At 54.4% G+C, this 25,071-nt stretch carries 23 protein-coding genes, 4 tRNA genes and 1 pseudogene; 12 read left to right on the forward strand and 16 right to left on the reverse strand.

The window, feature by feature from the left end:
- Positions 1-43 precede the first annotated feature (43 nt).
- Together L2097_RS02975 and L2097_RS02980 are read left to right on the forward strand one after the other, a co-directional pair.
- Positions 44-1,477, forward strand: a complete 1,434-nt coding sequence (locus L2097_RS02975) for an EmmdR/YeeO family multidrug/toxin efflux MATE transporter (protein ID WP_120785370.1) — start codon at positions 44-46, stop codon at positions 1,475-1,477.
- Positions 1,478-1,588: 111 nt separating this feature from the next.
- Positions 1,589-1,664 (forward strand) — tRNA-Asn (locus L2097_RS02980).
- A 64-nt stretch (positions 1,665-1,728) separates the two neighbouring features.
- Here the strand turns inward: L2097_RS02980 and L2097_RS02985 are convergent.
- The 5 genes from L2097_RS02985 to L2097_RS03005 all read right to left on the reverse strand — a co-directional run bounded on the left by L2097_RS02985 (position 1,729) and on the right by L2097_RS03005 (position 6,845).
- Positions 1,729-2,640: a carbohydrate ABC transporter permease gene (locus tag L2097_RS02985; RefSeq protein WP_250352097.1), complete on the reverse strand. Its 912-nt coding sequence runs from the start codon at positions 2,638-2,640 to the stop codon at positions 1,729-1,731.
- Between the two features lie 18 nt (positions 2,641-2,658).
- Complete coding sequence (locus L2097_RS02990) at positions 2,659-3,933, reverse strand: extracellular solute-binding protein (RefSeq protein WP_085007207.1); 1,275 nt, start codon at positions 3,931-3,933, stop codon at positions 2,659-2,661.
- Positions 3,934-3,998: 65 nt separating this feature from the next.
- Positions 3,999-4,799, reverse strand: coding sequence for a carbohydrate ABC transporter permease (locus L2097_RS02995; protein ID WP_250352098.1), 801 nt, complete (start codon positions 4,797-4,799; stop codon positions 3,999-4,001).
- 9 nt (positions 4,800-4,808) lie between these two features.
- Complete coding sequence (locus L2097_RS03000; protein ID WP_250352099.1) at positions 4,809-5,945, reverse strand: ABC transporter ATP-binding protein; 1,137 nt, start codon at positions 5,943-5,945, stop codon at positions 4,809-4,811.
- A 99-nt stretch (positions 5,946-6,044) separates the two neighbouring features.
- The gene (locus tag L2097_RS03005) at positions 6,045-6,845 is read right to left on the reverse strand and encodes an SDR family NAD(P)-dependent oxidoreductase (protein ID WP_047369696.1); all 801 of its coding nucleotides are present in this window, start codon (positions 6,843-6,845) and stop codon (positions 6,045-6,047) included.
- Between the two features lie 144 nt (positions 6,846-6,989).
- Between L2097_RS03005 and L2097_RS03010 the strand changes: the two genes are divergently transcribed.
- From L2097_RS03010 to L2097_RS03030, 5 genes are all read left to right on the forward strand, one after another.
- Positions 6,990-7,847 (forward strand): DeoR/GlpR family DNA-binding transcription regulator, encoded by an 858-nt coding sequence (locus L2097_RS03010; RefSeq protein ID WP_250352100.1) that lies wholly within the window; start codon positions 6,990-6,992, stop codon positions 7,845-7,847.
- 42 nt (positions 7,848-7,889) lie between these two features.
- Positions 7,890-8,690, forward strand: coding sequence for a BtpA/SgcQ family protein (locus tag L2097_RS03015; protein ID WP_047369697.1), 801 nt, complete (start codon positions 7,890-7,892; stop codon positions 8,688-8,690).
- A gap of 27 nt (positions 8,691-8,717) precedes the next feature.
- Positions 8,718-10,229 (forward strand): FGGY-family carbohydrate kinase, encoded by a 1,512-nt coding sequence (locus L2097_RS03020; protein WP_250352101.1) that lies wholly within the window; start codon positions 8,718-8,720, stop codon positions 10,227-10,229.
- Positions 10,226-10,849, forward strand: a complete 624-nt coding sequence (locus tag L2097_RS03025; protein ID WP_250352102.1) for an HAD family hydrolase — start codon at positions 10,226-10,228, stop codon at positions 10,847-10,849. The genes L2097_RS03020 and L2097_RS03025 overlap by 4 nt, the downstream gene beginning before the upstream one ends.
- Positions 10,850-10,998: 149 nt before the next feature.
- The gene (locus L2097_RS03030) at positions 10,999-11,811 is read left to right on the forward strand and encodes a DeoR/GlpR family DNA-binding transcription regulator (protein WP_142517977.1); all 813 of its coding nucleotides are present in this window, start codon (positions 10,999-11,001) and stop codon (positions 11,809-11,811) included.
- On the opposite strand, the gene L2097_RS25750 is transcribed toward L2097_RS03030, so the two are convergent.
- The 6 genes and pseudogenes from L2097_RS25750 to acuR all read right to left on the reverse strand — a co-directional run bounded on the left by L2097_RS25750 (position 11,735) and on the right by acuR (position 18,228).
- Positions 11,735-12,106 carry an EAL domain-containing protein gene (locus tag L2097_RS25750; protein WP_350029001.1) on the reverse strand — a complete coding sequence of 124 codons (372 nt, stop codon included), beginning with the start codon at positions 12,104-12,106 and terminating at the stop codon, positions 11,735-11,737. The two genes, L2097_RS03030 and L2097_RS25750, sit on opposite strands and share 77 nt — an antisense overlap.
- Before the next feature lie 8 nt (positions 12,107-12,114).
- On the reverse strand, positions 12,115-12,738 hold the full coding sequence (locus L2097_RS03035; RefSeq protein WP_250352103.1) for a helix-turn-helix transcriptional regulator: 624 nt from the start codon (positions 12,736-12,738) through the stop codon (positions 12,115-12,117).
- 359 nt (positions 12,739-13,097) lie between these two features.
- Entirely contained in the window at positions 13,098-14,876 is a 1,779-nt protein-coding gene (locus L2097_RS03040) for an aminopeptidase P family protein (protein ID WP_250352104.1), read from the reverse strand.
- An 18-nt stretch (positions 14,877-14,894) separates the two neighbouring features.
- Positions 14,895-16,349, reverse strand: coding sequence for an AMP nucleosidase (locus tag L2097_RS03045; protein WP_250353121.1), 1,455 nt, complete (start codon positions 16,347-16,349; stop codon positions 14,895-14,897).
- Between the two features lie 198 nt (positions 16,350-16,547).
- Entirely contained in the window at positions 16,548-17,525 is a 978-nt protein-coding gene (acuI, locus tag L2097_RS03050; RefSeq protein ID WP_502799285.1) for an acrylyl-CoA reductase (NADPH), read from the reverse strand.
- Positions 17,522-18,228 (reverse strand): annotated as a pseudogene (gene acuR / locus L2097_RS03055) (acrylate utilization transcriptional regulator AcuR). Before acuR ends, acuI begins: the two are co-directional and overlap by 4 nt.
- A 182-nt stretch (positions 18,229-18,410) precedes the next feature.
- On the opposite strand from acuR, the gene ldtA reads away from it, so the two are divergent.
- A complete protein-coding gene (gene ldtA, locus L2097_RS03060) occupies positions 18,411-19,361 on the forward strand; it encodes a L,D-transpeptidase (RefSeq protein WP_250352105.1) in 951 nt (316 codons plus the stop codon).
- Between the two features lie 93 nt (positions 19,362-19,454).
- Here the strand turns inward: ldtA and L2097_RS03065 are convergent, their stop codons facing one another.
- Positions 19,455-19,643: a YjfB family protein gene (locus L2097_RS03065; protein ID WP_041851854.1), complete on the reverse strand. Its 189-nt coding sequence runs from the start codon at positions 19,641-19,643 to the stop codon at positions 19,455-19,457.
- 189 nt (positions 19,644-19,832) lie between these two features.
- A tRNA-Asn gene (locus L2097_RS03070) sits at positions 19,833-19,908 on the reverse strand.
- Positions 19,909-20,239: 331 nt separating this feature from the next.
- Between L2097_RS03070 and nac the strand changes: the two genes are divergently transcribed.
- Both nac and cbl read left to right on the forward strand, forming a co-directional pair.
- Complete coding sequence (nac, locus tag L2097_RS03075) at positions 20,240-21,157, forward strand: nitrogen assimilation transcriptional regulator NAC (RefSeq protein ID WP_047369721.1); 918 nt, start codon at positions 20,240-20,242, stop codon at positions 21,155-21,157.
- Between the two features lie 101 nt (positions 21,158-21,258).
- Positions 21,259-22,209 (forward strand): HTH-type transcriptional regulator Cbl, encoded by a 951-nt coding sequence (gene cbl, locus L2097_RS03080; protein WP_041851852.1) that lies wholly within the window; start codon positions 21,259-21,261, stop codon positions 22,207-22,209.
- Between the two features lie 51 nt (positions 22,210-22,260).
- Here the strand turns inward: cbl and L2097_RS03085 are convergent, their stop codons facing one another.
- On the reverse strand, positions 22,261-22,737 hold the full coding sequence (locus tag L2097_RS03085; RefSeq protein ID WP_250352106.1) for a GNAT family N-acetyltransferase: 477 nt from the start codon (positions 22,735-22,737) through the stop codon (positions 22,261-22,263).
- A 91-nt stretch (positions 22,738-22,828) separates the two neighbouring features.
- Between L2097_RS03085 and L2097_RS03090 the strand changes: the two genes are divergently transcribed.
- Positions 22,829-23,752, forward strand: coding sequence for a LysR family transcriptional regulator (locus tag L2097_RS03090; protein WP_250352107.1), 924 nt, complete (start codon positions 22,829-22,831; stop codon positions 23,750-23,752).
- A 52-nt stretch (positions 23,753-23,804) separates the two neighbouring features.
- Here L2097_RS03090 and L2097_RS03095 read toward each other — a convergent pair.
- Together L2097_RS03095 and mtfA are read right to left on the reverse strand one after the other, a co-directional pair.
- A tRNA-Asn gene (locus L2097_RS03095) sits at positions 23,805-23,880 on the reverse strand.
- 100 nt (positions 23,881-23,980) lie between these two features.
- Positions 23,981-24,778: a DgsA anti-repressor MtfA gene (gene mtfA, locus L2097_RS03100; protein ID WP_047369724.1), complete on the reverse strand. Its 798-nt coding sequence runs from the start codon at positions 24,776-24,778 to the stop codon at positions 23,981-23,983.
- A 93-nt stretch (positions 24,779-24,871) separates the two neighbouring features.
- Here mtfA and L2097_RS03105 point away from each other — a divergent pair.
- Positions 24,872-24,961: transfer RNA gene (locus L2097_RS03105), tRNA-Ser, on the forward strand.
- Positions 24,962-25,071: the final 110 nt, after the last annotated feature.

Consider the following 25,071-nt stretch of genomic DNA (forward strand, 5'->3'; position numbering starts at 1 on the left):
CCCCATCATTTGAAATGAAGTTTCATCTTTCTCACTAAGGTCAATTTTGAACGTCGTCGCCCCGATACGCCAGGCCATCATGCGTACGCCATGGTACGCCAAACGCAAGAGCTACAAGGTCCTGTTCTGGCGTGAAATCACGCCGCTCGCTATCCCCATCTTCCTCGAAAACACCTGCGTCCTGTTAATGGGCGTACTCAGTACTTTCCTTGTCAGTTGGCTCGGTAAAGAAGCCATGGCGGGGGTGGGGCTGGCCGACAGCTTTAACATGGTCATCATGTCGTTTTTCGCCGCAATTGACCTAGGAACCACGGTTGTCGTGGCATTCAGCCTCGGCAAGCTCGATAAAAAGCGGGCGAGGGCAGCGGCGCGCCAGTCTCTGGTGATCATGACCCTGTTCTCCATTATTCTGGCGGCGGTTATTCACTACTTTGGCGCGCAAATCATCGACTTTATCGCCGGGGCCGCCACGCCAGAGGTGAAAGCGCTGGCGCTGACCTACCTGGAACTCACCGTGCTGAGTTATCCGGCCGCGGCTATCGCGTTGATTGGTAGCGGTGCGCTGCGTGGGGCCGGGAACACCAAAATTCCGCTATTGATAAACGGTGGGATGAATATCCTCAATATTATTATCAGTAGCATCCTGATTTACGGCGCGTTCTCCTGGCCGGGGCTGGGTTTTGCCGGCGCCGGGCTGGGGCTGACCATTGCCCGATATATCGGCGCGATTGCCATTATCTGGGTGTTGATGATTGGTTTTAATCCGGCGCTGCGCATCCCGCTGAAAAGCTATTTCAAGCCGCTTAACTTCGCCATTATCTGGGAAGTGATGGGCATTGGTATTCCGGCGAGTATTGAGTCGGTGCTGTTTAACGGCGGGAAATTGCTGACGCAAATGTTTGTCGCCGGGATGGGTACCAACGTTATCGCCGGTAATTTTATTGCTTTCTCCGTCGCCGCGCTGATTAACCTCCCCGGTAACGCCCTGGGTTCGGCGTCAACCATCATTACCGGTAAGCGACTGGGCAAGGGGCAGCGCAGTCAGGCTGAACGACAGCTACGCCACGTGTTCTGGCTCTCGACCATTATATTGACGCTTATCGCGTGGGGCACGGCGCCCTTTGCCGGGCTGCTGGCGTCGTTCTATACCCACGAAGAAGACGTAAAAGAGGTGGTCAAGACGCTTCTCTGGCTTAACGCTGCGTTTATGCCGATCTGGGCTGCGTCCTGGGTGCTGCCTGCGGGGCAGAAAGGGGCGCGCGATGCCCGTTTTGCCATGTGGGTGTCGATGCTGGGTATGTGGGGGTGTCGCGTAGTGGCCGGCTACACACTTGGGATTATGCTCGGTATGGGCGTGGTCGGCGTGTGGCTCGGGATGGTCCTCGACTGGGCGGTGCGCGGTGCGCTCTTTTACTGGCGTATGGTGAGTGGCCGTTGGCTGTGGAAATACCCGAAAGTACCGCGAGATCACACGTAACCGCTTCATTTTCCCACAGAGTGGAGAATAAATCGGCAAACGGACATTTTTGTGAAAACAGCCTTTGACAAGGGCAGGTGGCCTCGTTAATATGCGCCTCGTTCACACGATTCCTCTGTAGTTCAGTCGGTAGAACGGCGGACTGTTAATCCGTATGTCACTGGTTCGAGTCCAGTCAGAGGAGCCAAATTTGAAAACCCGCTTAAGGCAACTTAAGCGGGTTTTTGCTTTTCTGATACTTCCACTTCAGTTTATCTGCGCCGTTCCAGCAGCACGAAATAGACGACGGTCATCACCAGCACGATCAACAGCAAAATCAGCGCGGCGGCGGCCCCTTCGTTGAGTGACAGCCCCAGAAATGCCCGACGATAGGCAAAAAAACTTAGTACTTCGGTGGCATTCCCCGGCCCGCCGCGGGTCAGAATATAGGGCAGGTCGTAGGTGCGAAGTTCGTTAATCAGCTGAATCACAATCGCAATGGCTGATACCGGCCGCAGCATCGGCAAGGTGATATACCAGAACTGCTGTAAGCTATTTGCCCCGTCAATTTCGGCGGCTTCGTACGGATCTTTAGGTAACGATGCCAGCCCTGCGGCGAGGATCAGCACCACAAATGACATCTGCTGCCAGACATCAATAAACACCATGCTCCAGAACGCCAGCGTTGGGTTGCCCAGCCAGTCTACGCCCGGCAGGCCAACGCTTTGCAGCATATGGTTGATAATGCCAAGGTTCGGTTGCAGCAACATCCGCCAGATGAGCGCCACGCTCACTGGCGACATCGCCATTGGGATGGTCAGTAATGCAAAATAGACCGGGCGGGTCTTCACCACCCGGTTGAGCATCAGAGCGATACCCAGCCCGACAATAAATTCACCGGTTACCGTCAGTAACGAATAACGGATAGTCAGCCAGGCAGAGTGCCAGAAGGTATCGCTGCTCAGCACGCTAATAAAATTATCCTGTCCTGCAAAAGGGAAGATCTCAGCATGCATCAGCGTATACGACGAAAAAGCCAGTACAACGGAATAGATAACAGGGAAGCCGAGCACAATCGCCAGAGCCAGTAACCCAGGCAGGGCGAATGCCCAGCCTGTTACCCGGAATCTGTCTATTGTTAAACGGTACTTCGGTTTCACGCTAAATTCCTCAGCTACAGCCATCTGCCGGCCCCCTTTGTCTTATTTCACCAGCAACTTATCCAGTTGTTCGGATGCATTTTTCAAAGACTTGTCGACGGTGTTTTCGCCACTCGCCAGCAGGGACAGTTGCGTCCCCAGAACATCTTCATACTGCGCGGAATAGGAGAAGACCGGGAAGGATTTACCGGACGCCACAATATTCAGTGCGTCTTTATAGTAAGGATACTTTTTCAGTACCTCCGCATTTTCATAGACATCTGAGCGAACAGGCGCGTGCCCCTGCAATGCCCGTGCGGTGGTGACTTCTTTGCTCTGTACCCACTGAATAAAGGTCCAGGCGGCCTGTTTTTCTTTATCAGAGACGTTTTTCGGAATGCCCCAGCCCCAGCCGCCGCTCTCACCGTGGCCACCAGGAACGGTTGTCAGCGCGAGTTTACCCGCCACGGCCGGGCAGGCGGTGGCATTATCCAGCTGTGGCAGCATCCACCAGTAGGTCAACATACTGAACGCTTTACCGCTGCACATCAGGCGCACGGTATCGTCGAGGGTGGCGGAAAGCGCGCCGGTCTGGGCGGCATTCTTGATGGCATCCGCATACAGCGTCATCGCTTTATTCCCCGCCGGGCTGTTCAGTGCGGATTTGCCTTTGTCGTCTACGTAAGCGCCGCCGCTGGAAAACAGGTAGTTCGAGAATTCCATGCTGTTCGGATCGCCGCGCTGCCCCTGCATAGCGGCCCCGGCCATGTCACTGTTCTTCTTAATAAATTTGGCAAGTGCGACGTATTCTTCCAGCGTTTTGGGCTGTTCGAGAGGCTTTTTAAACTCGGCCTGATAGGCGCTCTTGATTTTCTCATCCTGCAATACATCCGTGCGGTAAATCAGCCCCATGGAGTAGTTGTACATCGGGATCAGCGTGGTTTTATTGGGCGTCACATTAATCAGCGACACGGTGGCCGGAATAAACGCCGACATATCAAAGTTAGCTTTTTTCACATCCGGGGTGAGGTCGGTCAGCCAGCCAGCTTTGCTGAATTCCCCCGCCCAAAGAAAATCCACTTCCAGCAAGTTGTAATAGCTCTGCGACTGAATCAACTGCGAAACCAGCTTGTCATGCATATCGCCGTAACCGATTTTCTCGAACTGGACTTTAATGTGGTACTGCTTCTCGAAATCAGGCAGCATTTTTTCAATGATTTTCGTTTCCGGAACATCTTCCATCAACGCACGCAGCACAACATCTTCCGCCCGAACGGACGCCGAAAGGCTAAGGACTATCAGACCCGATAACAATGTGACTTTCTTACGATTCAACATAATTAACTCCTGGAGAAGGTGCCGGAGTGTTAACGGCGACGATTTTCTGTCTGGATGGCATGACTTTACTTAACACCGCCGAAGGTGAGCCCTTTGACGATATAACGCTGAATAAAATGTGAGGCGACCATCAGTGGCAACACGGCCAGCACAATGCCTGCCGAAACCTTGCCAATCTGCACGCCGTTTGATGTCTGTAGCGCGGCAAGCGACACCGGGACCGTGGCGGTCTCTGGCCCACTAAGTACCAGGGCAAAAAGAAACTCGTTCCATGACAGGATGAAGCCCAGCACAGCAGAAGCCGCAAGACCCGGCAGCGAAACAGGCAGCACCACATGCCAGAACGCGCCCCAGGCTGTAGCGCCATCGGTCATCGCCGCCCACTCCAGATCCACCGGGATACCTTCGAAAAAGCCCATCAGGATCCAGGTCAGAAACGGCAGGTTTAGCGCGGCATAGACCAGCGTCAACCCAAACAGCGAGTTGGTCAGCCCAACGGTTCGCAGCATGGCGAAGGCGGGTAACACGAGCGCCACCGCAGGCAGCATCTGGGTTGCCAGCATAATAAAGCGCGCCGCTTTACCACCGGTTTTAAAACGGGCGAAGGCATAACCCGTGGCGGCAGCAAACGGCAGGGCGAGGACAACTGATCCGGTGGCGACAATCAGGCTGTTGGCGTAGTGACGTAAAAAACCGTTGTCCTCAATCAGCGAACGGAAATTTTCCCCGGAAAACTGCGGAAAGATATCGCTGCTGTAAGCCATCGATTCCGGCACCAGGCTGGTTCTCACAATCCACAACACGGGCAGTAAAATTGAAAGACAGGCCAGCGCCAGCCCGGTATGAAGTCCAATTTTTCGTAGCATGTTTACTCCTCACGCTCCGATGGTGTCAGCGTTGTCCGGGGTTTTACGGCGCTCAACCACATCTCCGCTGCCGGGGTGAAACAGATGCAGTGAGTTGGGATCAAGCCAGATGCTCAGCGTCTGCCCCACCTTCGGGTGCGTATGGTGATCAAGGCGAATTACAACCGGCACTTTACCGAGCGTGCCGCTGACAATGTTTTCTGCGCCCAGTGCTTCCACCCCGCTGACGCCAATCTCGAGCGGGATCCAGTCCGGTCTGCGCGGCTGGGCGTGAAAATCTTCTGGTCGCACGCCGAGCGTCATCTGTTTGCCCGCCAGATTTTGATAGTCGGCGGCCATCCAGCCCGGTACCGGGAGCAGAGGACCGTCGAACAGTTGCAGGTTCACATCCGTGCCCGTTCGTTGCACAAGACAGGGGAGAAGATTAATTGACGGGGTGGAGAGAAAACGGGCAACAAACGTGTTTACCGGATAGTTGTAGACTTCCAGTGGCGTTCCGCACTGGATCAGATGGCCATCACGCATGATGCAAATGCGATCCGCCATCGTCATGGCTTCAACCTGGTCATGGGTGACGTAGACCATGGTTTTGCCCAGCCGGCGATGGAGCTTAATCAGCTCGCTGCGCATCTCTCCACGCAACTGAGCATCAAGATTTGAGAGGGGTTCATCTAACAAAAAGGCCTGCGGTTCACGCACGATAGCGCGGCCCAGGGCGACGCGCTGGCGTTGCCCGCCGGAAAGCGCTGCCGGTTTGCGGTGCAGCAGTTTATCCAGCCCCAGCATCGCGGCGCTCTCGGCCACTTTACTGTTGATCACATTGCCCGGTACGCCACGCATTTTCAGGCCGAAGGCCATGTTTTCGGCAACAGTCATATGCGGGTAGAGCGCATAGCTCTGGAACACCACGGCAATGTTCCTGTCGCGCGGCGCCACATGACTTACATCGCGTCCGTCGATTAACAATGTGCCATCGGTAATACTTTCAAGTCCGGCGATCATGCGGAGTGTGGTGGACTTTCCGCAGCCGGAAGGACCAAGAAAGATAACAAATTCACCATCCCGGATGTGCAAATTCACATTACGGACGCTGTGCTGATTGCCGTTGTAGGATTTCGACACGTTCCGTAATTCAATGGAGGCCATATTGGGTTACCTCTGTTACGTGTTGCCCATCCTGGGACTGGTGACATCCATGTTCGGTTTTGTTCGAAATAAAGCTACTTTGTTCACAACGACGTGTTCTCAGCCTGTATAAACCCCGCCGGTGACATTGACGCCCTGGCCGGTCATAAAGCGGGCGGCGTCGGAACTCAAAAAGGCCACGACTTCGGCGACATCTTCTGGCGTCTCAAGGCGACCAAGCGGCGTCTGGCGAATGTAATCATCAATCACCTGTTCAGGCGTCATGCCGCGCAACTGTGCTTCCCATTGGACTTCCCGGTTCTGCATGCCGGTTTTAACGAACCCCGGACAGACAGCATTCACGCGGATCCCGTCTGCAGCAAGCTCCCGCGCCAGCGCCTGAGTCCAGCCGAGTACGGCAAATTTGCTGGCGGAGTAATGGGCCAGTAGCGGCGCACCCACTTTGGCGGCAAGCGACGCTGTATTGACGATAGTACCGGATTTACGCGCCACGAATTTGCGCGCGGCAACCTGGTTCGTCAGAAAAATTCCCCGGGTGTTGACGTCAAAATTAAAATCCCACTCATCATCTGTTATTGCCAGGGCTTTTTGCATGGTGGATACGCCAGCATTGGCGATCAGCAGGTCATAGTCCCCCAGCGTTTTCTCTACCCAGCCGAACCCTTCTTCGACAGACGCACGTAAACGAACATCCAGATGAAACGCCACGGTGTTCGCGCCCAGTTCGGTTGCCGCTGCCCAGGCTGCTTCTTCGTTAATGTCTCCAATGGCGACCCGCATGCCCTGGCGAGTCAGGTTACGGGCAATGGCATAGCCAATACCCGTTGCGCCGCCAGTAACAATCGCCACTTTCCCTTGCAAGTCCGGATAGTGTCCGGACGTCAAATGTGATGTGTGCATGTTCTCTTCCCCTGTGTTGATGATTATTTTTTACACCAATATAACGAACACAACAAAACAAATTTCTTATGATAAAAACAATTGCGATCACAAATTTTGTTTTGTATGTTTGTTTTTGTTAATTTCAATGTTCGGAGTCAACCGATGACGCACAACGACGCACTGCCTTTTCAGCCTGACGCTGCCGGATCCGGCGCGCGTTTACGCCGTTCGGCTGCGTCGCGTCAGAGTGAGGTCATGCAGATGCTGGTCCAGCAAGGTGTGGTATCGGTGCCGGAGCTGGCCGCTAAGCTGGCCGTTTCCGAAATGACTATCCGTCGCGATTTGATGGAGATGGAGCAGAAGGGCAGTGTCTGCCGTACACATGGTGGCGCGGTGTTGCCACAGAGCGGAACCGCGGTGGCGATTGACCAGGTGGAACCGAGTTTTGAGTCCCGGCTATTGCAAAACCACGAGGCTAAGCTGCGCATCGCGGCGGCAGCGGCAGAGCTCGGCAAGAAATTCCGCACGCTGGCACTGGATGTCGGTAGCACGACTTTTCTTGCCGCACGTTACCTCAGCCAGTGTTCACATTTGAAAATTTTTACTAACAGCATTCGCGTGGCGCATGACATTGCCCCCGCGAAGGCAGAAATCTACCTTGCGGGCGGGCGAATGCGTCCGGATGAAATGTCGACCGGCGGCTCTGCGGCCCTGCACCAGTTTTCCAGCCTGTGGTTCGACATCACTTTTATTGGCGTCTCTGGCCTGACTGCAGAGGGGATTTATGACTACGCCTTTGAGGATGCGGAACTCAAGCGTCTTTATCTCAACCGTTCCAGCCTGAAAGTGGTGTTATGCGATGCCAGTAAGTTCCAACGGATGTCGCTGGTTCACCTCGCCACGCTGGCGCAATTCGACATTCTGATCACCGAGCAGGAGCCGCCGCCGGTGCTGTCAGCAATGCTCGAGGCGGCAAATATTGATGTGATCATCGCGCCTGCGTTACCAAAAGGCGCGTGATTTCTTTTTTCCATGACATATCAGCCAACACCGGAGAAAGTTATGATCTTTGAATTCCTGGGTAATAAGAAAAAAGCGGTTATCGCAATGGCCCATATTGGCGCGCTGCCGGGCGCGCCGTTGTACGACGCTAAAGGTGGACTCAACAAACTCATCGACGATGTGATAAGCGATGTAGAAAAACTACAGGCAGGCGGTGTGGATGCGATCATGTTCGGCAACGAAAATGACCGTCCTTATGTGTTCAAAGCCTCGCTGGAAGGTGTCTCTGCCATGTCTGCTGTGGTGCAGGCGGCGAAGTCGGTGCTCAAGGTCCCGTTCGGTGTGAACTACCTGTGGGATCCTAACGCCAGCGTCGCTATTGGCGCTGCCACCGGCGCGAGCTTTGTCCGTGAAATTTTCACCGGCGTGTTTGCATCTGATATGGGGATCTGGGAGCCGGATTGCGCCAGCGCGTCTCGCCTGCGCCGCAACCTGGGCCGCCAGGATATGAAATTGCTCTTTAACATCAATGCTGAATTCGCCCATTCTCTGGATGCGCGCCCTATCGAATTGCGCGCACGCAGCGCCATCTTCTCATCACTGGCAGACGCCATTCTGGTCTCCGGGCCGATCACCGGTGAACCGGCAGAACATTCCAATCTGCGCAAGGTCTGCGAAGCGGTGGAGGGGGTTCCGGTTTTCGCTAATACCGGCACAAACATCGATAACGTCACCGACATTCTGAGTATTGCCAGCGGTGTGGTTATCGGCACACACTTCAAGGTTGACGGGCACACCTGGAATCAGGTCGATGGGGACCGGGTTAAACGCTTTATGGATGTGGTCGAAAAACTGCGCTAAGCACAACCCGCGGAACGGGAGGATAAGATGCAGTATCTGTTAGGCATTGATATTGGTACGACCTCTACCATCGGCATCCTGATCGGTTTGCCCGACAAGGTGCTCGCTACAGCCTCCCGACCGGTTACGCTTTCGGCGCCGCACAGCGGCTGGACGGAAGAGTCGCCGGAACAGTGGTGGGCGAATGTCGGCGAAATTTGTCAGCAACTGCTCACACAAAGCGGCATCGCGGCGAGCGAGATCTGCGGTATTGGGGTGACGGGGATGCTGCCTGCCGTGGTCTTGCTGGATAGCGAAGACAGGCTGCTGCGCCCGAGCATTCAGCAGAGCGATGGCCGTAGCGGCGCGCAAGTGCAGCAGATGCGCAGTGAAATGGACAGCCAGCATTTTTTACAGCGCGCCGGAAACGGTATCAACCAACAACTGGTGGGGGCAAAAATCCGCTGGATTGAACACCACGAACCTGCGGTGTTTGAACGTATCGCCACGGTATTTGGTTCGTATGATTTTATTAACTGGAAGCTGACGGGAGAGAAAATCATTGAGCAGAACTGGGCGCTGGAGGCGGGTTTTATTGATATCAGCCGCAATACGCTGGATGACGAGCTGATCGCTTTTGCGCATGTTCCCCGCTATGCGGTACCCCGTCTGGCCCGTTCCCATGACATTATCGGCACGGTAACCGCGCAGGCGGCGGCCTGGACCGGACTTAGTGAAGGCACGCCCGTGATTGGCGGGGCGGCGGATTTGATTGCGTCTGCGCTCGGCGCGGGTGTGACCTCGCCTGGCGAAGTGCTGCTCAAATTCGGCGGCTCGGTGGATATTTTGACCGTGACGGAAACCGCGACCCCAGACCCGCGTCTGTATCTGGATTATCACCTTGTGCCGGGCTGCTATATGCCAAACGGCTGTATGTCAACCGGCGGTTCGGGACTGAACTGGTTTGTGCAGAACTTCGCGGCGCAGCATGAAACGGCGGCACGTGAAAAAGGGATGAGCCTTCATCAGTATCTGGACGCGCTGGCGGAAAACCGCCCGGCGGGCAGTGATGGCCTGATTTTCCTTCCCTATTTTCTGGGGGAGAAAACCCCGATACATGATCCGAATGCCCGTGGCATTCTCTTTGGCCTCACGCTCAGCCACGATGCGGGGCATATCTGGCGCGCGCTGCTTGAAGCCTACGCTTATGCCATCAAACACCATATCGATACACTGGTGGATATCGGTTATCCGGTTAAACGCTATATCGTTTCTGACGGCGGTTCGGCAAGCAAACTGTGGATGCAGATTGTCGCCGATGTGCTGGGCGAGCCTCTTACGCGCCTTGACGGGCATCCTGGCTCATGTCTGGGCGCAGCCTGGACAGCGGCGATTGGCGTCGGGGCGTCGACAGACTGGAAGGGGGCCAGCGCCTGGGTCAACCTCAAAGATGTAATTACGCCACGGCCTGAACATGCCGATGTTTACCACCAGGGATACCCGCGTTTTCGCCAGCTTTATGAAGCCTGCCGTCCATTGACCCGTCAGGAGACACCATGAAATTTACCGCCATTGCCTGGGACGTTGACGGTACGCTGGTGGACAGCGAACCCCTCCATCACCGGGCGCTGCTGGCTGCCTGCCATCGCTTCGGCCTGGATCTGAGCCATATTCCCGAGACGCGCTTTTACGGCGTGCACATTAACGATGTCTGGCAGGCTCTGCGCGCGGACCTGCCCGCCGGGTTGGATCAGGATGTGTGGCTGGCGGCGATTGAGGATTATTACCATGACCATAGCCATGAGCTGGTCGCTATCCCCGGAAGTCGAGAAACCATCCGCAAGCTGGCGGCAAAAGGCATCAAACAGGCCTGTGTGTCGAATTCATGTCGGCGTATCGTCGAAGCAAATCTTCAGGCGCTGGGGATCCGTGAGTGTATTGATGTGGTGGTCACGCTCGATGATGTACATCATGGCAAACCGGCACCCGAACCTTATCAACATGCGCTGGGAGCCTTCGGACTGCCTGCGGCGGCGGTGCTGGCGGTTGAAGACAGCCCGACCGGAATGCGCTCCGCGCTGGCAGCCGGTATGCACGTCGCGTTTTACGGCGCATCACTCGCTTCTGAACAGGGGGTAACAGAAATCACCGCCCTGACGCGGATCCTCGACTGGTTTTAATTCGCACCGTTTCGCGCGGGGCAGCAATGTTCCGCGCAGCGAAATGAACAAAATCGAACAAATTTGGTTTTAAATCACACCACTTCCCCTTAATATTGTGAGCTATATCGTTTAAGCCTCCTTCAACCCGAAACAGAGTATCTATTGTCATGTCAGCAAAACCCGAGATTCAGGCACGTTATCTTCCCCAGGAACGTAAAAAACGGATCCTTAACATGCTGGTCGAGCAGGGGCGCGTGACGGTGGTGGACATCTCAGCGGAACTGGCGGTCTCCGAGATGACAGTGCGCCGCGATCTCGCCGAACTGGAAACTGAGGGTAAACTCAGCCGGGTACACGGCGGTGCGGTACTGACGGAAACGGCAAGCCAGCCGATTATGGATCCGCTTCCGGCGCATTTTGACGCACGTCTCTCACTACACCGGGAGAGCAAAATGCGTATCGCCCGTATGGCCGCCGAAGTCGCCGGGCGTTACCAGAGCGTGGCGCTTGATATCGGCACCACCACCCTGTTTATGGTTGACGATCTGGTGAAGCATGAGCGCCTGAAAATCTTTACCAACAGCGTGCGCATTGCCCATGCGCTGGGTCGTTATGCGCAGGCGCCGGAAGTCTATCTGGCCGGGGGAATGATGCGTGATGACGAGATGGCAATTGTCGGGCCGTCCGCCATTGAGCAGTTCCAGCAGTTCTGGTTTGATATCGCGTTTATCGGCGCGTCGGGCATTACCAGCCAGGGCATTTACGATAGCGCGCTGGATGAGACGGAAATGAAACGGGTGCTGATTCGTCGTTCCGGCTTTAAAGTGCTGCTCTGCGATTCGGCAAAATTCCAGCATATGTCGCTGGTGCAGGTGGCGCAGTGGCAGGATATCGATCTGCTGATCACCGACAGCGCGCCGCCCGCGGTACTGGCAACCGCCCTCGAACTGGCGAATGTGCAGGTGATGATTGCTCCCTGACCGTTAAGCCCGCTATTGTATTACTGCGTTGAGCATGCCGGGAAAGTAATGGCGCCATTTCGGCAATAACTCTTTTAATAACATAGAGCGAAACGGTGCTCATCAGGCCATTTACAACGGCGAGCCCGATCGGTGTTTCCGGACAGACACGTCCAAATCGTGAATCACTCCAGCGCAATAACGCTTCAAACCCGACAATCTTTTGAGTAGCGGCAGAATAAACAGGCTGGTAGTGAAGGCTGATATTACTCGCAAGTAAGTCATGCTTTAATCGACAAAGCATCTGTGGCTCCATGATAAGCACTAATGCTTCTTTTTGTGATAACAGGCAATGAACTCATACAATTCGAGTTTACTGCTCAGGTCGAATTTATTCATAATATTCTTTTTATGACTAATAGCCGTCTTGTAGGTAATGCCAATACGATCCGCTATATCATTCATTCCCATGCAGGCGTTTAAGCCGAAGGCAATTTTCTCCTGCGTAAAAGAGAGGGCCCGATAGTTGCAGTTAATACAGGAGTAAGCGCATTTCCCTGCGCTTTTAGCGCGTTCTTTTGGTGCAGGATTACCACGAATGGCTTTGACAATGGCGTCGTAAACCACAGACGAACTCGCTTTACAGAGAAAGAACTGTGCGTCTTTGATGCAGTCAGGCAGGCTATGTCTGGCTGGAATAGTATCGCCAGCGACAAAGATAAAAGTCTTCACAGACTTTTTTCTGTTAATTAAGTCTTTAAAACATAAGTAATATTCTCCTGTGCATACGGTCATAAAAATAAAATCGGCTTTATGGATATTCTCAACGCTAAAATCCCAGGAAAGAGAAGGTGAAGTGATATTGCATTCTTTAATGGCATCACGAATTAAACCGACGATGCCAGTAGAGAATAATGTGTCATTATCAATATTTATTAAAAATTTCATTCCCTTGAAACCTCTGGGCATCCTGGTGTTGGCTGGTTTATTCTATATACCTGAATAAAACAAAAGCAATAACTCTCTCATAATCTTTAAGAAAATAAGATTTAATCAATTTGACTTAAGAAAAATCTTAATGAATATTCAGGTATCTACCAAAGTGTTAATGCAAAATACAATACCATGTTGTTGGTAAGGCTATGTCAAGAAAGGTATGTGATTGATCTCTTTTATCCGTAATATCCGGCGATAATGTTTTTATGCGAGTGCAAATAGTCTTTCAAAAATAGTAAGAATAATTCTTGCAGAGTTTAAACATAGCCATAAATTAAAGCCTGCACATGACGCCTGTGCAGGCTTTTTGTTTAACCCGGATACACGCAGACTGGCGCTGTTGCCGTTTCCAGCCAGGCGCGTGCATCACCGTCGACCAACGGCAAAAGTGTGTCGCGAACCTGCTGATGGTAGGTATCCAGCCACTGTTTTTCCTCGTTCGAGAGTAGCGGCCACTCTACCTGACTGAGGTCAATGGGCACCAGCGTCAGCGATGAGAAGCGGCAGAATCCAGGCTGGCTTTCCACGACTTCCACCTGGTTTTCAATGCGAATGCCATAGCGCTCGGCCAGATAATAACCCGGTTCGATGGTCATGATATTCCCGGCGACCAGCGGCCACGGATTAACCTTTTTGGCAATGCGTTGTGGTTGCTCATGTATTAACAACTGATGCCCCACACCATGCCCGGTGCCGTGATCGAAATCGAGACCCAATTGCCACAGCGCGCGTCGGGCAAAGGCATCTATCTGATGACCCTGCGTGCCACTCGGGAACTGTAGCGTCAGCATCGATAAAAAGCCTTTCAGCACAGCGGTATAGTGCAGGCGCTGTTCATCGGAAAGGGGGCCAAATGCCAATGTGCGTGTGGCATCGGTTGTGCCATTGCAATACTGACCGCCCGAGTCGTTAAGGTAGAAATTGCTGCGGGTAATGGCAGCGTTGGTGGCTTCGCTGGCGTGGTAATGGCACATCGCGGCATTACTGGCAGAGGCGGAAATGGTACTAAAGCTCTGCTCAATAAAACCAGCCTGTTGCTGGCGGAAAGCCAGCTGTTTTGCCTGCGCTTCCAGTTCGGTCAGCGGCTGGCCTGCGGCCTCACGCGCCGGGACTTCACGTGCCAGCCATGCCAGGAAGTTAACCCACGCCGCGCCATCCTGACGATGGCTGTCACGATAACCCTCCAGTTCAACAGGGTTTTTGTGCGCTTTGATAAACGTGATGGGATCCGCATGCCAGACCACTTCGCCACCATTGTGTTCGATAGCAAAACGCAGGGCGACCGGGGCGTAATCCGCATCCAGCATTACTTTCTTGCCTGCCGCCACCTGTTGGCAGTGGGGTAGAAAATCGGTCCATGCGGAGATCCGCAGGGAGGATTTCAGCACATCCGACAGCTCATGGGTTTTCGCCGGATCGATAAACCACTCCATCTCTCCGTCACGGCTGAGCAGGGCAAATGCGTGAGCGACCGGGTTCATCGCCACATCTGACCCGCGAATATTCAACAGCCAGGCGATGTTATCCGGCTGGGTGATAGCCAGCAGATCAACGCTTTCTTTTGCCAGAATCTCCGCAATGCGTGCACGTTTCGCTGCACTGCTTTCACCGCTTATCGCCAGCGGCATTTCGCGGATCGCCCCGCAGGGCGCCGGGGGACGGTCGTGCCAGATAGCATCAAACGGATCGTTACTTAACTCCACCAGCTCACAATGGGTAGCCTCCAGCGCGGTAAACTGGCTATTGACCATCAGCAACGGCTCAAATGCGATACGGCTGCCAGCGGGCAGCGAATCGTTAAGCCACTGCGCCAGCGGCTCATCGTGCAGATGGTGGATCTCAAATGCATTAAGATCCACCTCCTGACGAACCTGCACCTGGTAGCGCCCGTCGACAAAGATCAGCGCCCGATCGCGCAGGATGAGCGCCAGCCCCGCTGAGCCGCTAAAGCCGGTCAGCCAGGCCAGTTTGTTATCGTGCGGCGCGCAGTCTTCGCTCTGGTACGCATCGGCGCGCGGCACAATCATGCCATCAACATCCATGGCCGCCAGTTGCGTGCGCAATGCCGCCAGCGGTGTTGGGGTTTGCATAAGAATCCTTCCTTATCGTTAGCGGAACGGCGGTTCGTTAAAGGTACGCAGTTTGCGTGAATGCAGCCGGTCGCCTTCTGACCGCAGCAGGTCAATGGCGCGTATACCAATCTGCAGATGTTCGGAAATCGCCCCTTCATAAAAACGGTTGGCCTGGCCGGGTAGCTTGATTTCGCCGTGCAGCGGTTTATCAGAGACACACAGCAGCGTGCCGTATGGTACGCGGAAGCGATAACCCTGGGCAGCAATGGTGGCGCTTTCCATGTCGATAGCCACCGCGCGGCTCAGGTTAAAACGCAGCGCCGACGCGGAATAACGCAACTCCCAGTTACGGTCGTCGGTGGTGACCACGGTACCGGTACGCAGGCGTTGTTTAACCTCTTCACCGGGCATGCCACTCACCTCTTTGGTCGCGTCGTACAGTGCGCGCTGCACCTCGGCGATGCTCGGAATGGGAATATCAGGCGGCAGCACGGCATCCAGCACGTGGTCGTCGCGCAAATAAGCATGCGCCAGCACGTAGTCGCCAATCGACTGGCTTTCACGCAGACCGCCGCAGTGGCCAATCATCATCCACACATCCGGGCGCAACACGGCAAGATGGTCACAAATGGTTTTCGCATTTGACGGGCCGACACCAATGTTAATCAGGGTAATGCCCTGACCGTCGGCGGTGATCAAATGCCAGGCCGGCATCTGGTGCTTTTTCCACGCCAGATCGGAGATGGCCTCCTCCGGCGCGTCGGTGTCGGCGGTGACCCAGTGTCCGCCTGCGCAGGAGAGGGCAACGTAGGGACTTTCAGGGTCCAGAATCTGGCTGCATCCCCAGCGGACAAACTCGTCTACGTAGCGGGTGTAGTTGGTGAACAGCACGAAAGGCTGGAAGTGTTCTACCGGCGTACCGGTGTAATGGCGCAGACGGGCCAGCGAAAAATCCACGCGGCGGGCATCGAAATGCGACAACGGGTAGAGCTCGGTAGGGTGGAACAGACCATCGGCGGTTTCATCGCCAATTTGCGCCAGTTCGGTGGTGGGAAAATGGCGGGTCAGCCCGGCGCTCATTGAGCGATCCAGCGTCAGCTCCGAGCCGTCAATGACATAAGGATACGGGATTTCATGTGCGGACAGCCCCACTTCAATATGTGCGCCATAGTCCTGGCACAGCAGCGTGAGTTGTTCATGTAAATAGCTGCGAAACAGGGTGGGGCGGGTGACGGTGGTGGTGTAGCAGCCAGAGTGAGTGAAACGGGCGTACGCGCGGGTTTTCGGTGGGTTAGTGGCGCTGCCATCCCAGCTTACCGACAGTTCGGGGTAGACGAAAAGGCCATCGGCGCGTGCTTCGTTCGTCGGTAAGGTGCCGTCTTCGATATAACGACTGATGGCGGCACGCAGGTTCGACACTGACTGCTCATACAGGGCTTCCAGTTGATCCAGTGCCTGTTCCGGGGTCAGATGTGCACCCTTTTTATTCATCATTAACTCCTTGTTTCACAGGTGTACGGCTGTAGACGATAGTATGTCACAGCTTTATGAAACAATAACGCCGCATAACGGGTTTCGGAGGATGCCTGTCCTCAACGCCATCGTCGCGTATGGCGCACGGAAATCGTAAGAGGGTGAATGGGGCATGTGGTCAGGAACCGGCGCGACGGCGCGCGCCGGGGGACAGCGTTAGCCGTTGATTTTCACCAGCGTACGGCCCTGAATCTTATTACTCAGTAAATCGGCGGCAAACGCCGGCGCGTGTTCCAGAGCGATTTCGGTGGATGCCTGCTGGTAATAGCTTTCCGGCAACAGGCTGGCCAGACGCGTCCAGATCGCAGCGCGCTCAGCGGTTGGCACCATCACCGAATCTACCCCCTGCAGGCGAACGTTACGCAGGATAAACGGCATTACGGTCGTTGGCAGATCGAAGCCGCCCGCCAGGCCGCAGGCGGCAACACAGCCACGGTAGTGGGTTTGTGCCAGTACTTTTGCCAGCACTTTGCCGCCGACGGTATCAACGGCACCAGCCCAAAGTTGTTTTTCCAGCGGACGGGTCTCTTCGAAATCACTGCGCGGTAAAATTTCATCTGCACCCAACTGGCGCAGGTAAGCGTGGGTTGATTCACGGCCAGAAACCGCCACAACGGTGTAACCCAGCGCTTTCAACAGCACAACGGCGGTGCTGCCCACGCCGCCGCTGGCCCCGGTGACCAGCACTTTGCCGCTTTCCGGTTTCACGCCTGCGTCAACCAGCGCATCCACGCACAGCATGGCGGTAAAGCCTGCGGTACCAATAATCATAGCGTTGCGCGCGCTTAACGCTTCTGGCAGGGAAACCAGCCAGTCGCCTTTAACACACGCTTGTGCGGCCAGGCCGCCCCAGTGATTTTCACCCACGCCCCAACCGGTGAGGATCACTGACTGCCCCTGGGTAAAGCGCGGATCGCGGCTTTCGCTGACGCGGCCAGAGAAATCAATACCCGGCACCATCGGGAACTGACGAATAATTTTCCCTTTGCCGGTGATAGCCAGCGCGTCTTTGTAATTCAGGCTTGACCAGTCGATATCGACCAGTACATCGCCGTCGGCGAGGGCGGGCAGAGTGATATCTTTCACGGCTGCCAGGGTTTTGTTTTCAATCTGTTCCAGAACTAAAGCTTTCATGACTGAGTATTCCTCGTCTGACTGTGTTTTTCGGCGCCAGGGCCGTCCTGTGCAGGTGTTATTTTTGAGTAGTGCTGTGCAAAAAGAATTCCCAGTACTGATTGAGCGGCTCGGCGGACTGGAACAATTTGGCGCGCATCACCGCGCCTTCCCAGCCGGACCAGAACACCCGCGCCAGTTTTTCCGGTGAGGCATCCTGCGGAATAACGCCCTGCGTCTGCGCCTCGGTAAAGCAACGGGCGACGCGCGTTTCCCACTCATCGAGGATCGCGATTAATCGTTGGGGGAATGCTTCGGGTAAGAGGGGGGCTTCCTGTAAAAGATTGCCAACAAGACAACCCCGGCGGAACTGGTATTTCGCCATGCCCTGACCCGCATGAAGAACAAAAGCCGCCATCCGTTCAAGTGGCGGCACGGTGGAATCAAGCAGAAATTTGTCCAGTTTATGGGCAAAAAATGAACCGTAGGCCGCGAGCACCGCCAGGCCAAATTCCTGTTTGCTCTGAAAGCAGTGGTAAAACGATCCCTTCGGCACGGCGATATTTTTAATGACCGCATCGATACCTGCAGACAAATACCCTGTCTCCGTCAACACCGCCAGACCTGAGCGAATCAACGCCTGGCGGGTATCGGTAAATGCGCGTTCGACCTTCGGAGGCCTGCCACGACGGGGTTTTTGTGCAACGATCGTTTCGCTACTCATAATTTAGACCGATTGGTTTTAATTGGCTGAAAGCCTACGCGCAATTGAAGTGTGAAGCAAGCGAAGAAAGGGGAACCACGTTCAGAGCCTGCCCGTTGCGGTATAACCCTTGCGCATTAGCGAGACAAGGACAAAAAAGGCTATGATTAGGCTATGCCTGTCGCATCTGAGGAAAGGAAATCATGCGTCGTATGAAATTGTTTTATGGCCTGTTTATTTTGCTCGTCAGTCAGAGTGTGCTGGCGGTGAGCTACCCATTGCCACCTGAAGGGAGTCGCCTGGTTGGCAGCGTGCAGGTTGCCACGGTGCCGCAGGGCAATACATTGCCGCTGGAGGCCTTTGCCGCGCAGTACGGCCAGGGGCTGAGCAACATGCTGGAGGCCAATCCCGGCGTTGATCCCTTCCTGCCAAAAGCAGGTTCTGAACTGGTGATACCACAGCAGGTCATTTTGCCTGACACCGTACGCCAGGGCATCGTGGTGAACGTCGCTGAAATGCGCCTTTACTACTATCCCAAAGACAGCAATACGGTAGAGATCCTGCCGATCGGCATTGGCCAGGCCGGGCGCGAAACACCGCGTAACTGGGTGACCGCAGTAGAACGTAAGCAGGAGGGGCCTACCTGGTCTCCTACGCCGAATACTCGTCGCGAATATGCCAAAGAGGGGAAAACGCTGCCCGCGATGGTGCCTGCCGGGCCGGATAACCCGATGGGACTTTATGCCATCTACATCGGTAAGCTGTATGCCATTCACGGGACCAACGCCAATTTTGGTATCGGGCTGCGCGTAAGTCAGGGCTGCATTCGTCTGCGTAACGACGACATCAAATATCTCTTCGACAATGTGCCGGTAGGTACCCGAGTGCAGTTGATTGACCAGCCGGTGAAAGCCACCGTGGAGCCGGACGGTAGCCGCTGGATTGAAGTTCATGAACCGTTATCGCGCAATCGCGCTGAGTTTGAATCCACCCATAAAGTCCCGTTGCCGCTGACGCCGACGCTGCATGCTGTCATTAAAGGCGAGGGCGTGGATGCGCTGAAAGCGGCGGAGGTGCTTGAGCGCCGTTCCGGGATGCCGGTGAACATCAGCGAGCCCGCGCACAGCTTTGGTGTGAGTAAAGAACGGTTGTAAACCCACATAAAAAAAGCCCGCATTTGGGCGGGCCCTGGCAGCATAGGTACTCAGGAATGCCCAATGAACGCACGCGTCATGGGGCAAACTTGCTTATGCGGTGGTATTCACGTGACGACCAATTGATGGATTTGCCGGCACCTGAGGTATCTGATTAATGATACCGGTTGCCGTCGCCTCCTGGTTATCCAGTGCTTTTCTCAGGACAATGGTGCTGACCTGGTTCTGGAGATTATAAGCACTGAGACTGGTCGATAATGATGCGATTTGTAATGTATCCATTTCGATCATCCTATTGTTAACAAACAAAAAATCTAACAGTGCGAGGACAAAGCCTCACAGTATTATCGGCATGTTCCGGTAAAACATTAAGTAAGAATAAGTACCCGCCGCGGATTTGTCGAATTAACAGGACGTGCTGTGCTGAAAAGCAAAAACCCGCTTAAGTTGCCTTAAGCGGGTTTTCAAATTTGGCTCCTCTGACTGGACTCGAACCAGTGACATACGGATTAACAGTCCGCCGTTCTACCGACTGAACTACAGAGGAATCGTGTGAACGGGGCGCATATTAACGATGCCTGATCGCCTTGTCAAAGGGCGCAATACCTTTCACATACTGTTTGCTGACTATTTCAACAATGCGCCTGAGAGACCGGCAATTCGCAAAGCGTTTGCACCATCATGAGGCAGAGGAGTCTCTTATGGGGCATCTGGCAAACCACTGTTTCAGTAATCAGATCCCTGGAATTATCAGAATCTCTTATTATCCAGCCTGTTAGCGATGGTCGGATGACTTATCTAAAACTGGCAAGCATATTGCAACTCCTCCGACAACATGACTGCCGGCGTTGGCACTGGTATTCCGAACAGGAGGCAAAATGAACTTAAGACGCCTGAAATACTTCGTAAAAATCGTCGATATCGGCAGCCTGACTCAGGCCGCTGAGGTACTGCATATCGCACAGCCCGCGCTGAGCCAGCAGGTGGCTACGCTTGAGGGTGAATTGGATCAACAACTGCTGATTCGCACCAAGCGCGGCGTGACGCCAACCGAAGCGGGCAAGATCCTCTATGCCCATGCGCGGACTATCCTGCGTCAGTGCGAGCAGGCACAGTTAGCGGTGAACAATGTCGGGCAATGCCTGCGTGGACAGGTCTCCATAGGACTTGCACCGGGTACGGCAGCTTCTTCCGTTACGATGCCGCTGCTGCAGGCGGTACGCTCAGAATTACCGGAAGTGACCGTGTATTTGCATGAAAACAGCGGTACGGTTCTGAACGATAAACTCCTGAGTGGTCAACTCGACATGGCCGTGCTGTATGAGCGCGCGCCGGGTTCCGGGATCACCAGCTTGCCGCTGCTGAAAGAGGATCTTTATCTGGTCGGTACACGCGATTGCCCGGGGCAAAGCGTTGATTTAACAGCCGTGGCGGAGATGAATCTGTTCCTGCCGCGTGATTACAGCGCGGTACGTCTGCGCGTTGATGAAGCGTTCTCCTTGCGTCGTCTGACGGCAAAAATCATTGGTGAAATTGAGTCTATCGCCACCCTGACGGCGGCGATTGCCAGTGGTATGGGGGTGACGGTGCTGCCGGAATCTGCTGCCCGCTCCCTGAGCAGTGCGGCCAATGGCTGGATGGCGCGGATTACCACGCCGTCGATGACGTTACCGCTCTCTCTGAACGTTTCTGCCCGCGGTACGCTCTCGCCACAGGCACAGGCGGTAAAAGATATTCTTATGTCTCTGGTAAGCCGCCCGGCTATGGATAACCAGGAGTTGCAACTGGTGAGTTAAGCGTTATTCCATTACGGAATAACATGCTGGTTTTTATTATTTGTTCTGCCAGGCCTCAGACTTTAACAATAGCGTCATGTCTGATGGGCCTGGAGGGAAAGGTGAATTTCCAGCAACTGAAAATTATCCGGGAAGCGGCGCGCCGGGATTATAATCTCACCGAAGTCGCTAACATGCTCTATACATCGCAATCCGGGGTGAGTCGTCATATCCGCGAGCTTGAAGAAGAGCTGGGGATTGAGATCTTCATCCGTCGGGGCAAACGGCTGCTGGGGATGACCGAGCCGGGTAAAGCGCTGTTGGTGATAGCCGAACGTATTCTTAACGAGGCGAGCAATGTGCGCCGCCTCGCCGATCTTTTCACGAATGACACATCCGGCGTGCTGACGATTGCGACAACGCATACGCAGGCCCGCTACAGCTTGCCGACGGTGATTAAATCGTTCCGTGCGCTGTTTCCCGAGGTCCGTCTTGAGCTGATTCAGGGGACGCCACAGGAGATTGAGACGTTGCTGCACAATGGTGGCGCGGACATCGGCATCGCCAGTGAGCGACTCAGTAATGACAGTACGCTCGCCGCCTTTCCCTGGTTTCGCTGGCACCACAGCCTGCTGGTCCCGAAAGATCATCCATTACTGCAAACCTCCCCGCTTACGCTGGAAGAAATCAGCCGTTGGCCGCTCATCACCTACCGGCAGGGGATCACCGGACGTTCTCGTATTGATGAAGCTTTTGGCCGCAAGGGGTTGCTGCCGGATATCGTGCTCAGCGCCCAGGATTCCGATGTCATCAAAACCTACGTTGAATTGGGGCTGGGTGTCGGACTGGTGGCCGAGCAGTCGAGCGGGGAGAACGAAGAGGGCAAACTGGTACGCCTGGACACGCGTCATTTGTTCGATGCCAATACCGTCTGGCTTGGCCTTAAACGTGGTCAACTGCAGCGCAACTATGTCTGGCGCTTTATCGAACTCTGTAATGCAGGACTGTCGGTTGAGGACATCAAACGTCAGGTGATGGAACCGGACGAAGAGGTGATTGATTACCAGATTTGAGCACAGTATCCCCCGCGAGCTGATGGCGTCGGGGGATCCGCGTGTTGCCGGTTATTCCGCGAATTTCAGCAGCGCATCGCCATCAAGACGATAGCGTACCCACTCGTTTTGCGGCAGTGCGCCGATGCTCAGGTAGAAATCAATCGCGGGTTTGTTCCAGTCGAGCACGCTCCATTCCAGACGACCACATTTGCGCTGCACCGCGCATTGCGCAATGTATTTCAACAAAGCTTTACCTGCTCCGACGCCGCGATAATCAGGGGTAATGTACAAATCTTCCATATAGATACCGTTGCGTCCGAGCCAGGTTGAATAGCTGGTGAAGAAGACTGCATAGCCCGCCACGTTGCCATCAATCTCACAGATTAACGCTTCAGTTTTACTGTCAGCGCCAAATAACGTGGCGTTGATTTCGTCCGGGGTGGTCACCACCTCTTCCGGGGCTTTTTCGTATACCGCCAGTTCATAAATCATGTCATAGATGGCTTTTGCGTCCGTTGGGCGTGCCTGGCGAATCGTGATGCTCATTTCTCTTCCTGTCCGTTATGCGTGGGTTCAAATTGCTGGCGTTAAGCATAAGGGTTATTGTTAAAAGAATTAAGTGCAATGAAATCACTGGTTGATGAATATTATGCATCATGCTCTGCGACGCCTCGATCTGAACCTTTTGCCTGTTTTTGACGCCATCTACCGGCACCGTTCCGTCAGAGCGGCCGCCGAAGAGCTGGCGATGAGTACTTCTGCGCTCAGCCATGCGCTCTCGCGGCTACGTGTCACGTTAAATGACCCACTGTTTTACCGTGAAGGCCACCGGATGTGCCCCAGTGTATATGCGACCCAACTGGCGCCAGCAATCGCCACGGCGTTAAAGTCCCTGAATCAGGAGTTGACGCCGCAACCTGCGTTTGACGCTGCCAGCAGCAGCGACTGCTTCCAGATTGCGATTACGGATTTCACCGCTTTTTGTATCTTTCCGGCTTTGATGAATCGGCTGCAGGAGACGGCTCCGGGTCTGCGTTTTGAGTTGCGCTATTTGCCGCACAGCCCGGCGTTGACGGAGTTACTTGCCGGGGAGATTGATCTGGCGCTGGGGTTTAGTGCGCCAGATGATGCGGTGCACGCAGAACTGGATGAAATTGTCTGGTTTGAAGATGAGTATGTCGTCATCAGCAACAGTCAGCGCACCCGACTGACGCTGGCGGATTACCTTGCGGCCAGCCATCTGGTAGTCACCCCCTGGAACGAGAAGCAGGGTATTTTGGATCTGCAACTTGAGCGGATGGGACACACGCGGCAGGTGGCGATAAAAACGCCCTCAATGCTCAGCGCGCCCTTCATTATTGAGCAGAGCAATCTGTTGCTCGCCATCCCGCGTTTTGCTGCCGGAAAGATGAACCAGGCGGCGCAGTTAGCCATCTTCGATCTGCCCTTTGCCGTGCCGCCATTTGAAGTAAAAATTTATTCACATAAGCGCAGCGGTAAGCGGGCGGCAACAGACTGGCTGAAAGGCGAGTTGCAGGCGCTGGCAGAGAAAGGAGTATGAAGCCACAAAAACAAAAACCCGCTTAAGTTGCCTTAAGCGGGTTTTCTGAATTTGGCTCCTCTGACTGGACTCGAACCAGTGACATACGGATTAACAGTCCGCCGTTCTACCGACTGAACTACAGAGGAATCGTGTGAACGGGGCGCATACTACTTGCCACGTTCATATGTGTCAATACCTAATTTAACCTGCTGATTCAATTGGTGAATTAAAGCGCAGATTGCCTTTTTAGTGTACACGGTTAACGGGGTCATTCGCTGAGAAAGGGCGATCGCGCAGACGTGATAACGGATCCTGAGCATAAAACTGACAGAAACGTTGCCAGAGCGCCGGGAAACGTGGGGCGAACAATTCAGGTGCGCTGAAAAAATATTCCGACAGTACGGCAAAACATTCCGCAGGGTCGGTTGCGGCATAGGCATCAATACTGGCCGCGCTTTCTCCCACCAGATCGATCTCATCCTGAATGTTTTCCATTGCCGCATGCAGGTCATGCTCCCAGGCCGCGACTTCACGCAGAGGGATGAGCGGAATACCGTTTGCCCGATCGCCATTACGGGTATCGAGCTTGTGTGCGACTTCGTGAATGATCAGGTTAAAACCCGATGCATCGAACGAATCCTGAATATCCAGCCAGTTCAGGACAATCGGCCCCTGCTGAAAGCTTTGCCCCGACTGAACGACGCGCTGGCTATGCACCAGTCCAATGCCATCTTCCCATTCGTCGTCAACGACAAAAGGAGCAGGGTAGATGAGCACTTCATGGAAACCATCCAGCCATTCAAGGCCGAGTTCCAGTACCGGCAGGCAAAAGAGCATGCTGATACGCGCGCTCTTTAGCGCATCCAGTTCGAAACCTTGCAAGGCAACTAACCGCTTTTGCTGCAAAAAACGGTCTGCAAGTTGAACCAGTCTCTCTTGTTCATCTAAAGAAAGGCTCGCTAACACGGGGATATTTAACGCGTCTTCCCATGGGAATTCCGCACCGTGAGAGGCTTCCTTTGTTTTCCAGGGCCACTTAATCATCGCTTTGCTCGCAAACTCGCCACTTGAACCAAATTAACGGGACAGGGTCTGTTAAAATGCCAAATTACCTGGCATCATGGCAACCATTGAAACGGAGAGATGCCGGAGCGGCTGAACGGGACGGTCTCGAAAACCGTAGTAGGGGCAACTCTACCGGGGGTTCAAATCCCCCTCTCTCCGCCATTATTCAATCAGTTACGCGCCTTGCTTTCAACGACTCTCGTCACAGATGTTTTTCTCATTACTCCAGTAAATTTTATCATTACACGCTTTATTTTGCGGCAGGCCTGTGC

Origin of the sequence: Citrobacter sp. MNAZ 1397 (assembly GCF_023613995.1) — a bacterium.
GTDB classification, from domain to species: Bacteria; Pseudomonadota; Gammaproteobacteria; order Enterobacterales; family Enterobacteriaceae; genus Phytobacter; species Phytobacter ursingii.

Excerpts from the sequence above, each read along its gene's own strand:
- L2097_RS02985 (WP_250352097.1), bottom strand. The coding sequence starts at position 2,640 with ATGGCTGTAGCTGAGGAATTTAGCGTGAAACCGAAGTACCGTTTAACA.
- L2097_RS02990 (WP_085007207.1), bottom strand. The coding sequence starts at position 3,933 with ATGTTGAATCGTAAGAAAGTCACATTGTTATCGGGTCTGATAGTCCTT.
- L2097_RS02995 (WP_250352098.1), bottom strand. The coding sequence starts at position 4,799 with ATGCTACGAAAAATTGGACTTCATACCGGGCTGGCGCTGGCCTGTCTT.
- L2097_RS03000 (WP_250352099.1), bottom strand. The coding sequence starts at position 5,945 with ATGGCCTCCATTGAATTACGGAACGTGTCGAAATCCTACAACGGCAAT.
- L2097_RS03005 (WP_047369696.1), bottom strand. The coding sequence starts at position 6,845 with ATGCACACATCACATTTGACGTCCGGACACTATCCGGACTTGCAAGGG.
- L2097_RS03010 (WP_250352100.1), top strand. The coding sequence starts at position 6,990 with ATGACGCACAACGACGCACTGCCTTTTCAGCCTGACGCTGCCGGATCC.
- L2097_RS03015 (WP_047369697.1), top strand. The coding sequence starts at position 7,890 with ATGATCTTTGAATTCCTGGGTAATAAGAAAAAAGCGGTTATCGCAATG.
- L2097_RS03020 (WP_250352101.1), top strand. The coding sequence starts at position 8,718 with ATGCAGTATCTGTTAGGCATTGATATTGGTACGACCTCTACCATCGGC.
- L2097_RS03025 (WP_250352102.1), top strand. The coding sequence starts at position 10,226 with ATGAAATTTACCGCCATTGCCTGGGACGTTGACGGTACGCTGGTGGAC.
- L2097_RS03030 (WP_142517977.1), top strand. The coding sequence starts at position 10,999 with ATGTCAGCAAAACCCGAGATTCAGGCACGTTATCTTCCCCAGGAACGT.
- L2097_RS25750 (WP_350029001.1), bottom strand. The coding sequence starts at position 12,106 with ATGGAGCCACAGATGCTTTGTCGATTAAAGCATGACTTACTTGCGAGT.
- L2097_RS03035 (WP_250352103.1), bottom strand. The coding sequence starts at position 12,738 with ATGAAATTTTTAATAAATATTGATAATGACACATTATTCTCTACTGGC.
- L2097_RS03040 (WP_250352104.1), bottom strand. The coding sequence starts at position 14,876 with ATGCAAACCCCAACACCGCTGGCGGCATTGCGCACGCAACTGGCGGCC.
- L2097_RS03045 (WP_250353121.1), bottom strand. The coding sequence starts at position 16,349 with ATGAATAAAAAGGGTGCACATCTGACCCCGGAACAGGCACTGGATCAA.
- acuI (WP_502799285.1), bottom strand. The coding sequence starts at position 17,525 with ATGAAAGCTTTAGTTCTGGAACAGATTGAAAACAAAACCCTGGCAGCC.
- ldtA (WP_250352105.1), top strand. The coding sequence starts at position 18,411 with ATGCGTCGTATGAAATTGTTTTATGGCCTGTTTATTTTGCTCGTCAGT.
- L2097_RS03065 (WP_041851854.1), bottom strand. The coding sequence starts at position 19,643 with ATGGATACATTACAAATCGCATCATTATCGACCAGTCTCAGTGCTTAT.
- nac (WP_047369721.1), top strand. The coding sequence starts at position 20,240 with ATGAACTTAAGACGCCTGAAATACTTCGTAAAAATCGTCGATATCGGC.
- L2097_RS03085 (WP_250352106.1), bottom strand. The coding sequence starts at position 22,737 with ATGAGCATCACGATTCGCCAGGCACGCCCAACGGACGCAAAAGCCATC.
- mtfA (WP_047369724.1), bottom strand. The coding sequence starts at position 24,778 with ATGATTAAGTGGCCCTGGAAAACAAAGGAAGCCTCTCACGGTGCGGAA.